At 63.8% G+C, this 13,183-nt stretch carries 13 protein-coding genes and 1 tRNA gene; 3 read left to right on the top strand and 11 right to left on the bottom strand.

The window, feature by feature from the left end:
* Positions 1–8: 8 nt before the first annotated feature.
* The 7 genes from AB0I57_RS09155 to AB0I57_RS09125 all read right to left on the bottom strand — a co-directional run bounded on the left by AB0I57_RS09155 (position 9) and on the right by AB0I57_RS09125 (position 7,242).
* Positions 9–1,163: a metallophosphoesterase gene (locus AB0I57_RS09155; protein ID WP_358332857.1), complete on the bottom strand. Its 1,155-nt coding sequence runs from the start codon at positions 1,161–1,163 to the stop codon at positions 9–11.
* The gene (locus AB0I57_RS09150) at positions 1,160–2,926 is read right to left on the bottom strand and encodes a substrate-binding domain-containing protein (RefSeq protein ID WP_358332854.1); all 1,767 of its coding nucleotides are present in this window, start codon (positions 2,924–2,926) and stop codon (positions 1,160–1,162) included. The genes AB0I57_RS09155 and AB0I57_RS09150 overlap by 4 nt, the downstream gene beginning before the upstream one ends.
* Before the next feature lie 243 nt (positions 2,927–3,169).
* Positions 3,170–4,414 (bottom strand): saccharopine dehydrogenase NADP-binding domain-containing protein, encoded by a 1,245-nt coding sequence (locus AB0I57_RS09145; protein ID WP_358332852.1) that lies wholly within the window; start codon positions 4,412–4,414, stop codon positions 3,170–3,172.
* A 166-nt stretch (positions 4,415–4,580) separates the two neighbouring features.
* Positions 4,581–5,015, bottom strand: coding sequence for a DUF2784 domain-containing protein (locus AB0I57_RS09140; RefSeq protein ID WP_358332848.1), 435 nt, complete (start codon positions 5,013–5,015; stop codon positions 4,581–4,583).
* A gap of 70 nt (positions 5,016–5,085) precedes the next feature.
* On the bottom strand, positions 5,086–5,502 hold the full coding sequence (locus AB0I57_RS09135) for a universal stress protein (protein ID WP_358332845.1): 417 nt from the start codon (positions 5,500–5,502) through the stop codon (positions 5,086–5,088).
* Between the two features lie 128 nt (positions 5,503–5,630).
* Entirely contained in the window at positions 5,631–7,085 is a 1,455-nt protein-coding gene (locus AB0I57_RS09130) for an SDR family NAD(P)-dependent oxidoreductase (protein ID WP_358332842.1), read from the bottom strand.
* Positions 7,086–7,156: 71 nt separating this feature from the next.
* Positions 7,157–7,242: transfer RNA gene (locus tag AB0I57_RS09125), tRNA-Leu, on the bottom strand.
* Between the two features lie 110 nt (positions 7,243–7,352).
* Here AB0I57_RS09125 and AB0I57_RS09120 point away from each other — a divergent pair.
* Positions 7,353–8,705, top strand: coding sequence for a M20/M25/M40 family metallo-hydrolase (locus AB0I57_RS09120; RefSeq protein WP_358332839.1), 1,353 nt, complete (start codon positions 7,353–7,355; stop codon positions 8,703–8,705).
* 36 nt (positions 8,706–8,741) lie between these two features.
* Complete coding sequence (locus tag AB0I57_RS09115; protein WP_358332836.1) at positions 8,742–9,269, top strand: YbhB/YbcL family Raf kinase inhibitor-like protein; 528 nt, start codon at positions 8,742–8,744, stop codon at positions 9,267–9,269.
* A 66-nt stretch (positions 9,270–9,335) separates the two neighbouring features.
* On the opposite strand, the gene AB0I57_RS09110 is transcribed toward AB0I57_RS09115, so the two are convergent.
* From AB0I57_RS09110 to AB0I57_RS09100, 3 genes are read right to left on the bottom strand one after another with little or no spacing between them, the layout of a single operon-like run.
* Positions 9,336–10,406 (bottom strand): quinone-dependent dihydroorotate dehydrogenase, encoded by a 1,071-nt coding sequence (locus AB0I57_RS09110; protein WP_358332833.1) that lies wholly within the window; start codon positions 10,404–10,406, stop codon positions 9,336–9,338.
* 10 nt (positions 10,407–10,416) lie between these two features.
* Positions 10,417–10,656 carry a DUF5703 family protein gene (locus AB0I57_RS09105; RefSeq protein ID WP_358332830.1) on the bottom strand — a complete coding sequence of 80 codons (240 nt, stop codon included), beginning with the start codon at positions 10,654–10,656 and terminating at the stop codon, positions 10,417–10,419.
* Entirely contained in the window at positions 10,657–11,667 is a 1,011-nt protein-coding gene (locus tag AB0I57_RS09100; RefSeq protein WP_358332827.1) for a hypothetical protein, read from the bottom strand. It lies immediately after the preceding gene.
* A gap of 184 nt (positions 11,668–11,851) precedes the next feature.
* Between AB0I57_RS09100 and AB0I57_RS09095 the strand changes: the two genes are divergently transcribed.
* Positions 11,852–12,190, top strand: coding sequence for a hypothetical protein (locus AB0I57_RS09095; protein ID WP_358332824.1), 339 nt, complete (start codon positions 11,852–11,854; stop codon positions 12,188–12,190).
* Between the two features lie 20 nt (positions 12,191–12,210).
* Here AB0I57_RS09095 and AB0I57_RS09090 read toward each other — a convergent pair whose 3' ends face one another.
* Complete coding sequence (locus AB0I57_RS09090) at positions 12,211–13,140, bottom strand: aldo/keto reductase (RefSeq protein ID WP_358333320.1); 930 nt, start codon at positions 13,138–13,140, stop codon at positions 12,211–12,213.
* Positions 13,141–13,183: the final 43 nt, after the last annotated feature.

Genomic DNA, 13,183 nt, shown 5'->3' with positions numbered 1-13,183 from the left:
CTGCCGGATCAGTCCTCGCGCACGAGTTCGAGGATCGTGATCTCCGGCGGGGCCCCCACCCGCACGGGCGGACCCCACGCACCCACACCGCGCGTGGTGTAGAGGACGGTGTCGCCGATCCGGTCGAGGCCCGATACCGAAGGCTGCTGCAGCGTGACAAGATAGCGAACCGGCCACATCTGCCCACCATGTGTGTGGCCGGACAATTGCAGGTCGACTCCCAGATCGGAGGCCTCGAGAACCTGCCGTGGCTCATGAGCGAGGAGCACGACGAATGTCGATGGGTCGTGTCCGGAAAGAGCTGCGTGAAGATCGGGCTTATATGGGTCTGGGCTCGTGTAGTCGTGGACGCCCGCGATGTCGATGGCCGCACCTGCCCGGGTGATTGTCGTGTGTTCGTTGCGCAGGGTGCGAATGCCGAGACGGTCCCACACATCGAGCCACCGGCCACCGTCGTCGGCATAGAACTCGTGATTGCCGCTGACGCCGAATACTCCGAGCGGGGCCTCGAGGTCTGCGAGCGGCTCGAGATCGGGTGCGACCTTGGCAACGGTCCCGTCTACCAGATCACCGACGATCGCGACGAGATCCGGCTTCTCGGAGTTCACCAGGTCGACTGCCTGTCGAGTGAATCCGACTCCACGCGCCGGCCCGACGTGGAGGTCGGACACGAGGGCTACGCGAACGCCGTCGAACTCGACGGGAAGGCGCCGCAACGGCACCCGCACTTGCACGATCCGTGGGCGGGCGGCCGCCGACGCTCCGAAGCCCGCGGCACCGACAGCACCTACCACGACGAGAGCGGTGGCCAGACGCAGACTTCGCCGCCGGGACAGGTCGACACGTTCACCGTTGTCAGCATGTCGCAGACGTCCGACGAGTCGTGTCGCCGGTGACAGCAGCAGCACCAGAACCAGTCCGAGTACCAGATAGAAGCCGATGCCGAGCCACACCCAGCCCAGGTAGCCAGGGAAACGCGCCCATGCGGGGTCGAAGACGTCGCCGCTGCCGACACCGATGGTGGCGAGAACCCAGAGAGCTACGAGAACGACGTCGACGATGGTCGACCACGGACGGGGCATCCGAGTGGCCCGAACGAGTCGGCGGTGCAGCCACCACGTGAGCAGCGCCAGGAATACGGAGAAAGCCAGCAGTGTCGTCATGACAGGAGCTTGTCGATTGCGATCTGCAATGCGGGGCCGTCGGAGGATTCGATCTGCTCGAGTGAGCCGCCGGTGCGATCGGCCACCATCTGCAGGGTCTCGAGGTCGGGATTCTGGCCGATCGTCACGATATCGATGCGCACGGGCGCCGAAGGTGTAAAAGTCTCGGCGATCGACGTGAGTAGAGCCTCACTGGTGACGGAGTCGTCATCATTGCCGCTGTCGGTGATGAGCAGGACCGAGTTGATACGGTCCGGTGTGTATCCGTCGACTGCATTCTCGTAAATGGCTTCGAGCGAAGCGTAGGTTGCGGAACCGGTAGCCGGTTCCGCTCTCGCAAGCCGGTTGCGCAGGGCCTGTCTTCTGGTTCCCTCGATGTAGCCGCCTCCGGAGACGGGTCCGGTTGCGACGAGAATGTTGTAGGGCCGGGAATCGCTGAGGTTTGTGCTGTACTCCCACAACCCGAGATTCAACGTGTCCGGGGATTGATCGAGCCGGTCTATCAAAGCCGCCGTTGTGTTCTCCAGGCGCGTTGCGGATCCTTCCTGGTCACCCATCGAACTGGACACGTCGAGCAAGATCGTCGATGTGCGTTCGATGACCGGATTCTGGATCACCTGCATCAAATCAGTGGCGGCCGCGGCATCGGCCGGAACCAGGGCGGATTCGAAACTGGGGAAGGTGAGTGTGGTGTCGCCGGGATGTTCCAGTCCATCGACGCGGAACCCTGCATCAGCCAACACTCGCGCCTGCTCGGGTTGACGCACGAAGTCCGCGAACTGTGCTGCGGCGCGACTCTGTGTCTCGTCGATCGCCTGACCGGACAGGATGACCGCGGGGTGATCGGCGACGGGTGTCGCACCCCGGGGTAGGTATGCGGTGAGGTCGGTCCCGGGAATCTGACGCAGCGTCTGGTAGACCTGCTGCTCGGTGGCGGCGACCGCGTGGATCCCGGCTGCGGTCGGGTCACCCTGCTGAGCAAGTGTGGTGAGCGCGTCCCGTGTCGTCGTCGGCTTTGCTCCTGGAACGGCTTCGTAGCCGAGTACCAACTCGCTGAGCGCGGACGTAACTGGTGTGGAGCGCGCCTGCTCCGGCGTCACCGGGCCTGCCGCGCTACCCGCAACCGCGGCGGCGATGGATTCCACTGCCATTTCGGTGCTCTCCGCGCCTGGCCCTCCGGGAAGTGCCATGCCGAGGGGTGGAATGGAATCATTGCCGCTCTGCAGCGACGGCAGATCGTTCCAGTCGACGGACGCTGCCGCCAGGGCACTTTCGATGTCCGGCCCCACCGCGAGAACCACGGGACTGGTCGCCAGGCCGCGCGGCTCGCCGTCGATTACTCCGGCTTCTGAAATCTGACTCACCGAATGCGAACTCGACGGGATCCACAGTGCCGGGCGAGGACCGAGTACGGCTGTGTCCCAGGTGCCATTCATGCCTACGGACAGGGCATTGCGGACCGTATCCGAGGCTACGGATGTGACCGTCACCGTCACGCAGTGGTCGCGGACAACCGGCCCAGTTGCGCTGTAGCGGTCGGCGAGCGTCTGGATCTGGGGTGCAATGTCGGGATCAGCGGCGACCGCGAGCACGGAGTCACCTTCGACACATGCGTTGGCAGCAGCAATCCCCTGGTGGGTGATTCGGTCGCGGAGTTGGAACCAGAAGACTACTCCCAGGACGAGCACGGCGACCAGACCTAGCGCGATCACGGGCCCCTTGCTGATACCTCTGGCGCGCGAGTCGTCGCGATGCTGCCCCACGTACTTTCTCCTGCTGCTGTCCGATGTTTCCCCTAGCAGTGTAGTGATGCGCCCGGGGGTGCCGAGAGTTAGCCGAAGGGGCCGCCGCAGTGGGCGTGAGCGGGTGAGGACTCCGGGACCGTGTGTGGGTGTCGGACTGCGCGAGCTTTCGCACCTGCTGCTGAAGAGCCGAGTTGCGCGTGAGGTCTGGCAAGCGAGGAGGTGGGCGCGTGCGGTGACGATCCACCGCACGCGCCCATCGACTCACAGTTTTCGCGCGGAGATCTCGAATCCGGCATCGCGTAGCCGGTTCACCAGAACGTCACCCAAAGCCGTTGCGGGTGTGAGGACCCCGGCGGCGTCCGGCAGCGCGTCACCACCGAGGACGAGGCTCAGTGCGGATTCTCCAAGCATGACCGCGGTGGCGCTGTATCCGGGGTCGCCCTTCGCCCCCACTCGTGACGTGTACCGGGCGCCGCTCGTCGTGGTCGTGTACAGGTCCACCGTGAAGTGGCCCTTGCGCTGGCTTTCCTCGCTGGGACCTTCACCAGGTGAGGGCAGGACGCGGTCGAGAACGTATCGGGTGGGCGCGAGCGTCATGCCGACGAGCAGACCGCCGAGTCCGGCGGCGACCGCACCCGCGAGCACTGGCGAAGCGGGGGAGGACCCGACGCTCATCACCTCGCGGTACTTGAACTTCCGCCCGTAGGCCCAATCGCGGAGTGCGTTGCTGCGACGCACTATCCGAGTGTTGTAGGACGCCATGACGAAGGGTGCCTGCCACCCCTTCACCTCGGGTGCGACGTCGCCTCCCTTCACCACGGTCATGTCGGGTTGCTTTCCGAGGTCCGGTTCCCGTGAGCGGTCGGGGCTCAGCGAGTACGGTGAGGCCGCGAGGCGACGCAACGACGGATTCTTCTTCGACACATCGACTTGGGTGCGCATCGAATCGATCGTGCCGCCGCTCACTCCACCGCGCATGGACGTGACAACGAGTGTTGTATCGGTGAGTTCGCCGGCGCCGGCGGCCTGCACGGCCTCATACAGCACGTGCGTGCCCAGATCGGACGGTATCGAGTCGAACCCGCAGGAGTGCACGATCCGGGCGCCGGTCTCACGAGCCCGATCGTGGTTGGCATCGATGCTGTCGCGGACGAATAGAACCTCACCGGTCAAGTCCACATAGTCGGTACCCGAGTCCGCACACGCCGCGGCTAGGCCGTGTCCGTATTTCGCGTAGGGGCCCACCGTGGTTGCAACGACACGGGTACGGCGCGCCATATCCGCGATTGCGTCGGAGTCGTCGGAATCGGCAACTATCACGGGCCACTCGGCTGCTCTCGGGCCGAGGGAGGATCGCACCGACTCGAGTTTGGCGGCAGATCGTCCCGCGAGCGCGATGCGGACGCCGTCCGGAGCGTGTTGCGCAAGGTAGTCGGCGAGAAGCTTGCCTACGAAGCCGGTGGCCCCGTATACGACAAGGTCAAGTTCACGTGTGCTGTCGGTCATGGCATGACCCTACTAGTCGGGTGGCGGCTGTCTGGAAGGGCATTGCTGTGGTGATGGTGCGCCTCGCGAATCCAAGCGCTGGCGGCACGCGAAGTTGAAAATACTTAGAACGCAACGGAATATGCCGGCGGTCATGGCACCGAACCGTGAACCGGATTGGGAGAAATCAACCGCCGGTGTGGTGAGGGCTGTGTGAGAACTGGAGGCTGCGGTGCTGCGCTGTGGCAGTTCCACGGGCCCTGATCCGGAGAACTATGTACCCGAGCCAAGAAACGATGACGCCGAGCGCCACCAGGGTTTGGACCAACCCCGCAGCAGCCTGGGGATAGACGACCCCGGTGAGGTAGTGGTCGATGAATCCGGTGGAGGGGAGTGGGCTCTGCCCCGCCTGGACCCGGGCCCAACTCTCGAGGTGTGTCAACGGGCAGTCGATGCCGACGAGGAGACCGGTGAATCCCCACGTTGCGGCGGCAACGTGAAGAACGATCGTGCGCGGCCAGCGCCACGCGAGGAAGCCGCCGAGCACGACATACAGGATGAAGGTCATGTGCATGGCGGCGGTGACATCTGCGAGTGCACCGAACAATGCTGCGTTGCCCATCGATGCACCCCCTTGTGTCCGAGTATCTCTATCTATTTTATGCGTTTATGCTGCTGTTCGGGGCTGAGGCTCAGGCTGCGCTGTACGCATCTTCCTTGACCACCAAGATCGGAACCTCGACCTCGAGGAGGAGGCGTTGCAGCCATCGTTCGAGGAGGAACTTGCCGATCGGGGACTGGCGCCGCATGCCTACTACCAATAGGTCGGCACCGCTGCTGTCGACGAGTGACTGAAGGGCGCTCAATTGATCCCCGTTGTGCTCGTTGGTGCGCAGTTCCCAAGGCGACTCACCGACCTCGCCGTTTTCGAGAACGGCCTGAACCTCGGCGCGAAGAGCGGATCGGTCGGACTCGGTATCGCCGCCGAACGCGTCGTCCAACACGTGCAGGACCTCCAACTGCTCGTGTCTTCGAATGGCGATGCGGGCGGCATAGACGATCGCCGCCCTGCCTTCGGGACTATCTCGGTGGACAACGGCTATCGCCATCACGTGCCTCCGTTTCGACGACGTACGAACCCATTATCACCGTGCGGAGAAGGGATCGGTCCCGTCGAAGCTCGAGCCAGATGTTCTCGCCGGGTCGTGTTCACCAGGCGTGCTGGAACCGTGCGCGATCACCAGGGGGAGGGTTGGTAATCCTTCAGGAAGCAGCCGTACAGGTCGACACCCTGCTCACCCTGGACGATCGGGTCGTAGACGCGGGCGGCACCGTCGACGAGGTCGAGAGGGGCGTGAAAGCCTTCGTCGGCCAAACGCATCTTGGTGTAGTGCGGCCGCTCGTCTGTGATCCAGCCAGTGTCTACCGCGGTCATGAGGATTCCGTCTTCCAGCATCTCTTTGGCACTGGTGCGGGTCAGCATGTTCAGTGCAGCCTTTGCCATGTTGGTGTGCGGGTGGCCAGGCCCCTTGTAAGCGCGGCTGAACTGTCCCTCCATAGCGGAGACATTGACTACGTATTTGCGGTGGGCCTCGGATGCCGCCATAGCGGCACGAAGTCGGGAGACCAGGATGAATGGGGCAACCGAGTTGCAAAGCTGAACTTCGAGGAGTTCGACCGGGTCGACTGCCTCCACAGTCTGGACCCAACTGTTCGAGTGTGTCAGGTCGGGCAACAGTCCCCCGGCGTCGACGGCGAGGCTTTGATCGATCCGATCCGGTGATGCCGACTTGGCAACGAGCGCTAGTGAGCTGATCGCATCGGGCGACAGTCCGGAACCAGCCGTCGCCGACACATCCGACAACGAGCCGGTCAGGGCGGAAGGGTGCGCGTCGCTCGTCTTCCCGAACGTCAGGACATCGGGAAGATCACCTGTTGGGAGTGCGCCGGACTCTGCTTCCACCAGCGCACTGTATGCGCCGGCAGAACGACGCACCGTCTGCGCCGCATTGTTGATCAGAATATCCAGCGGGCCTTGCGCCGCAACGGAATCAGCTAGGGCTACCACCTGAGCAGGGTCTCGCAGGTCGATGCCCACCACCCGCAACCGGTGAATCCAGTCGCCGCTGTCCTCCATCGACTTGAACCGTCGGATCGCGTCGTTGGGGAACCGGGTGGTGATCGTCGTGTGTGCGCCGTCGCGGAGTAGACGCAGCGCGATGTACATGCCGATCTTGGCGCGACCCCCGGTCAGCAGAGCCCGGCGCCCCGTAAGGTCCGTCCGTGCGTCTCTCTTCGCGCGACTCTTGGCTGCACAGTTCGGGCAGAGTTGGTGGTAGAAGGCATCGACCTGGGTGTAGCGCTGCTTGCAGATGTAGCAGGGGCGGGGCCGGATCAATGTGCCGGCGATGGCGCCGTCGGTATTCGATGTCAGGGGGATTCCGGCGGTCTCGTCGTCGATACGGTCGGGTGATCCGGTCGCCGTCGCGGCCACCACACGGCGGTCGGCCTCGGTGGTGGCGTTGCGGGCCGTGATCCGCCTTCTCTTCTTCAGCTTCTTGAAGAGGTGTCCCACAGCCCGCTGGAGGGTGATGGAGTCGGGATCCGAATCGTCGAGGCCCGCCGCCTGATCGAGAACCCGCAAACAGATCTCGAGATCCGCTGGATCGATTGCCGTTGTTGCTTCACCCATCGAACTTCGCCTCTCACGAAGAAGGCCCCGGTTCGATGAACCGGGGCCTTCTCGTCTGTCTCAACTCAGAGTGTCCGAGGGGGGACTTGAACCCCCACGTCCGTTAATAGGACACTAGCACCTCAAGCTAGCGCGTCTGCCATTCCGCCACTCGGACCTGCGTGCTCCCTTTCCGGGGTGCTGAAAAAGATTAACTTATGAAGCGCCACGGCCCAAATCGCACCTCGCACCGCAGCATTTGTGCTGTTCAGGTGGTAGGAAAGTGGGGTGCCAACAAAACAGAGAACCCCAGGCCAGGGTAGCGCCGAAGCTGAGGTCGTGGAGCTCGTCAGTGCACTGATCCGATTCGACACCAGCAACACAGGAGAGCTTGCCACGACGAAGGGCGAGCGCGAGTGTGCGCAATGGGTGGCAGCCAAACTCGAGGAAGTCGGATACGAGACCGAGTACGTGGAGTCCGGGGCGCCGGGGCGCGGCAACGTGTTTGCACGGCTGAAAGGCTCGAATCCAGACCGCGGTGCGCTGATGCTGCACGGCCACCTCGACGTGGTGCCCGCCGAGCCTGCCGACTGGCGTGTTCACCCCTTTTCCGGCGCCGTCGAAGACGGCTACGTATGGGGTCGCGGAGCTGTCGACATGAAGGACATGGTCGGCATGATGTTGGCGGTCGCCCGCCAATTCAAGACAGAGGCAATCGTGCCGCCACGCGATCTCGTGTTCGCATTCGTGGCCGACGAGGAGGCAGGCGGTGCGTATGGGTGCCAGTGGCTGGTCGCAAATCGACCCGACCTTTTCGAAGGGGTAACCGAGGCGATCGGCGAGGTCGGGGGTTTCTCCCTGACCGTTCCACGCCCGGACGGTACCGAGCGGCGGCTCTATCTCGTGCAGTCCGCCGAGAAGAGTCTCAAATGGATGAAACTGACAGCCAAGGGCAGGGCCGGGCACGGCTCGTTCCTGCACACCGACAACGCCGTCACCACCCTTGCGCAGGCGGTCGCTCGGCTGGGAGCACACACGTTCCCGTTGGTCGTATCGGATTCGGTGGCCGAATTCCTTGACGTGGTGGGGGAGGAGACGGGGTTGGACTTGAACCCGACGTCGCCGGACATTGATGGTGCGCTCGAAAAACTTGGGACTATCGCAAACCTCATCGGAGCTACCCTGCGCGACACCGCCAATCCGACGATGCTGTCCGCTGGATACAAGGCCAACGTCATTCCGCAGACTGCGGAGGCAGTGGTCGACTGCAGAATCCTGCCCGGCAGGCTGGCAGAGTTCGAGGCGACTGTCGACCAGCTCATCGGACCAGACGTCGAGCGCGAGTGGATTACTGACCTCGACTCCTACGAGACCACGTTCGACGGTGATCTCGTGGATGCCATGAACAAGGCGATCCTCGCCCACGATCCGGGGGCCCGGACGGTGCCGTACATGTTGTCGGGAGGAACCGACGCCAAGGCGTTCGCGAAGCTCGGCATTCGATGCTTCGGATTCTCCCCGCTGCAGTTGCCACCCGACCTCGACTTCACCGCGCTGTTCCATGGTGTCGACGAACGAGTCCCTATCGATGCACTGAAGTTCGGCACGCGCGTGCTGGAACATTTCCTGCGCCACAGCTGACCCCGAGACACCGATACGAGAAATGAAAGGAACCGCATGTCGAATCCGTACGATGCACTACCCGATCTGCCAGGCTTCGAGCTGACATCCACCGATGTCACTGACGGTCAGCCACTGAAGAACGGCCAGGTCAGCGGAATCTTCGGCGCAGGCGGCCGAGACGACTCACCACAGTTGTCGTGGTCAGGTTTTCCGACTGGGACCAAGAGTTTCGCGGTGACCGTGTACGACCCGGACGCGCCGACCGCGTCCGGGTTCTGGCACTGGGCCGTGGCGAACATTCCAGCCGAGACGACCACTCTGGCGACCGGTGCCGGTGACGACACCGGCACCGGCCTCCCACACGGTGCGATCACATTGAAGAACGACGGCGGCCTGCGCCGTTTTCTCGGCGCGGCGCCACCGCCGGGCCACGGACCGCACCGCTACATCGTCGCGGTTCACGCTGTCGACGTGGAGGCTCTCGACGGCGTAACGGAAGACTCGACTCCCGCCTTCCTGGGTTTCAATCTCTTCCAGCATTCCCTTGCACGGGCCACGATCACAGGGACGTACGAGCGGTAGACCGACCTCGAAAGGTGCCCCGGCGAACCGGACGGTCGTGTCGGGGCACAGTGAGGTCGGAGTTGGTCACCGGACGGCGCCCGCCCCGATTGCGTCGGCGATGTTGCGGTAGCCCGCGGCGCGCACCTTTTGGGCAAGTCCTTTGTGGATACGGCGTGCCCAGAAGGGGCCACCGTAGATGAAGCCGGTGTATCCCTGCACCAGGGACGCGCCCGCCAGAATGCGCTCCCATGCCTGGTCAGCTGTCTCGATGCCGCCGACGGAAATCAACACCAAGCGGCCGCCGGCCCGCGCATGCAGGCGGCGGAGTACTTCGAGAGACCGTTCGGCGACCGGAGCGCCGGACAATCCGCCCGCACCAATCGCGCTGATCTCCGCTTCCGGGGTCTTCAGACCATCTCGTCGAACTGTCGTGTTGGTTGCGACGATTCCGGCGAGATCGAGTTCTATGGCGAGATCTGCGACCGCGTCGACGTCCTCGTCAGACAGGTCGGGAGCGATCTTGACCAGAACCGGGATGTTCACGGTGTCGAGGACCGCGCGCAGCAAGGGCCGTAGCGATTCGACGGCCTGGAGATCTCGCAGTCCTGGTGTGTTGGGTGAGCTGACATTGACCACCACGAAGTCTGCCAGCGGGCCGAGGAGTTGTGCACTCGCCGTGTAGTCGGCAGGTGCGTCAGCAGCGTCGACCACCTTGGTCTTGCCGATATTCGCAGCGATCGGAACACCGGGCCGCCGCCGGCGAAGATGGTTGGCGGCGCTACCCGCGCCGTGGTTGTTGAAACCCATCCGGTTGATCAGCGCGCGATCGGCCGGCAACCGGAACAGTCGCGGCGCCGCATTGCCGGGCTGTGCCTGGGCCGTGACAGTACCTACTTCCGCGAAGCCGAAACCGAGGGGACCCCACGCGTCGACGCCCTTCGCGTCCTTGTCGAATCCGGCAGCGAGCCCGAGCGGGGCCGGGAAGTCGACCCCGAACACCTTGTTCCGCAGAACCGGATCGTCCACGACGAGTACCTTGGCGACCAGTTGGCGCAGGGGCGCAAACCGGGTGACGAACCGTATTGCGGCGAAGGCCAGGTGATGAATCCTTTCCGGGGGAACGAGAAACATTACCCGCAAGAGCAGGTGGTACAAGAAGGTCTCCCTAGATTGCGGGGTCGGGGACATGGTGAGCGGTCTTCCTTCGCTTGAGCAATACTCGGCGGCTCCCGTCGGAGTACAGGCGGACCCGCGACAGTTCCCAGCCCCCGAACTCTGCCTGTATCGCCAATCTCATCGATGCACTGACACGCGTGACGTCGGGTGGTAGTCGAAGCGGCACGTACTCGAATTCTTCGGACTCGCGTTCCCATCCGGAGGGGACGTGACGTGAATGCAATGACATCTACGGGCTCCTCGTCGGGATCTGCTGCAGGCCGTCTCCCGTCGCGGAACCGATCAGGAGGTCTCCGTTTACGGTATCGACCGCGACGGAGTTCGGCTGCCGGACGGTGGAATAACGGGCTGTTTCAACTCCCACACCGCTGGAAAGGTCGAATCCGACCACTTCGTTGGTCCCGGTCAAAGTGACCCAGGCCCGGTCCGATTGGTCGTCGTAGGCGACTGCGTAGGGTGATGGCCCGGCGGGGAATCGCTGGCGGAGCATCAGGTCGTCGGTGGTGTAGGCGAGCAGTTCGTTGCCTTTGGTATCGGTGACCAGGATCCGCCCGTAGTGGTCGGTGGTGAGCTGCGTGGCACCTTCACCGGCCCGCAAGGCGAGGCCGAGCGAGGAGTCGGCCATGTCGACCTCCGTGACGGACGTCTGACTGCGGTCGAGTGCGGTGAGTGTGTCGCCGACCACGGCCAGTCCGTCGACCGAGGTCAATCCGTCGATTACTTGTGACTCACCTGTGACGGTGTCCTCTATGTGAATCTCGCCATTGCCGAGGCCCATGGCGATTCGGCCGTCGGGGAGTTGGGCGACCGACCGCACATCGCCGTCTGCGGGCACGAACGAAAGTTCTCCTGTGCTCAAGTTCAGGCGTCCTACCTGCTTGTTCATGGCGAGAAGGGCAACACCGCCAGCTGCCGACGAGACCTGGGCAACGGCCCCATCCAGATCGATTGTGCGCGCAGGCGCGGTGAGGTCGTCGCCGCGGAGCAGCAGAATCCGGTTTTCGGCGTTCTCCAAAACCACAGCTGTCTGTGTCTCGGGGTCGAACGTGATCGAATCGATCGGCTGGTCGACGGGGTGGACGATACCGTCGGGCACGGCGTTCTGGGGTGGAGACTGCGCGGCACTCGCGGGTTCGATCGTTACCGGTGCGTCCTCATCGGAACTAGAAGAGCAGCCTGCGACCAGGAGGAATGCTAATCCGATACATGTGGCGACGGCGCGCGCTCCCGGTCCGGCCATGTTCTACTCCTAAAGGTTCTTTCATCGAGCTGTACCTGTACAACTGTCCACTAGCATTGCCGATCCACGAAACGCTCACCTAATTGGTCGTCGCCGAGCGGGTTCGGAAGCGATACCGTGAGCAACATCGACCTCTGTTCGGCCATCTCTCGGATGCCGATGTGAGGAAATCGAGGAGAATTCCATGGAGATACCTGCAACACCGACTTTCACTGTCGAAGACATCTCGGTCGGAGCGTACGCGCACGGCTTCGGCACCACAGCAGACGGCAACTCCTACGCATTCCGGGTACGCAAGAGCACCATGCATGTCGAGATATATCGGGTGAACGCCGAAACCGAGGTTCCGACCCCCGATGACGTCGTGGCGTCAGCCCAGCGATCGGTCCGCGAGATCGACCTGACCGACGAGCGCAGCGTCATCGCCGTCGTGCGAGATGCGGTAACCCATCCCGATTCGTCGGTTGACGGCCAAGAAGACGGAACTACCGTCCGAGCGGTGCTCAGCCGTCTCGGATTGTGATCGCCCCCTGATCCGCTCAGCTAGGCGCTGACGTCATCGAGCGCCGATGCGATCGCGCGTGGAAGGCTGAGCTCCTCGGCGACCAGCACCCCGGTCAGCTGTGCGATGTCCCTGGCCCCGACCACCGCGCTCGCGACGCCGGGACGGTCGCGAACCCAAGCGAGTGCGACAGCCAGCGGGGAGGTTCCGAGACCATCGGCCGCCGTCACGACAGCGTCCACGACACCGGCAGAGGAACCGGCGAGGTAACTGTTGACGTCATCCGCGTGCGCATCGTCGGCGCCGCGCGAGTCGACGGGAATACCGTTCCGGTACTTGCCGGTCAGGACTCCGCGAGCTAACGGCACCGCCGCGAACACGCCGACTCCGTGATGTGTGGCGGCCGGAACGAGTTCTTCTTCGACCCCCCGTGCCAGCAGTGAGTATTCGGCCTGGGTGGCAACGAGAGTCGTGGATCGGCAAGCGCCTGCCGCAGTGGCCAATTGCCACCCCAGGTACCCCCTGACTCCGGCGTATCGCACGCGGCCACTCGACACCGCATAGTCGAGAGTGGCGGCGACCTCGTCGACAGGGGTGAACGGATCCCATGCAGCCACCTGCCACATGTCGAGGTAGTCGGTGCCGAGTTCGCGCAGGGTGGCGTCGAGTTGAGTGATGAGACCCCTTCGCGAGCAGTCGATCCGCGAGGGCCCCTTGAGGTTGATTCCCGCGCTGGAGCTCAGAACGAGGTCGGTTCGCGCCACCACGTCGTCGAGGAGCTCCGACAAGATCCTCTGCGCCACACCGTCGCCGTATGCGGGTGAGGTGTCTACGAGTGTTCCACCTGCGTCGACGAAAGCTGCGATCTGTGCGGCGGCTTCATCGCCGTCGGTGTCCCGACCCCAATTGAGGGTGCCCAGACCGAGCCGTGACACTCGTAAACCGCTTGCTCCGACCGATCTCTGTTCCATAACCGCCTGCGTCTCGTATTGACCGGGAGGCAAGGGTTGGCTC

The sequence above is a fragment of the Rhodococcus sp. NPDC049939 genome, assembly GCF_040656415.1.
Taxonomy (GTDB): domain Bacteria; phylum Actinomycetota; class Actinomycetes; order Mycobacteriales; family Mycobacteriaceae; genus Rhodococcus_F.
This window is presented reverse-complemented; position numbering and strand designations above follow the sequence as displayed.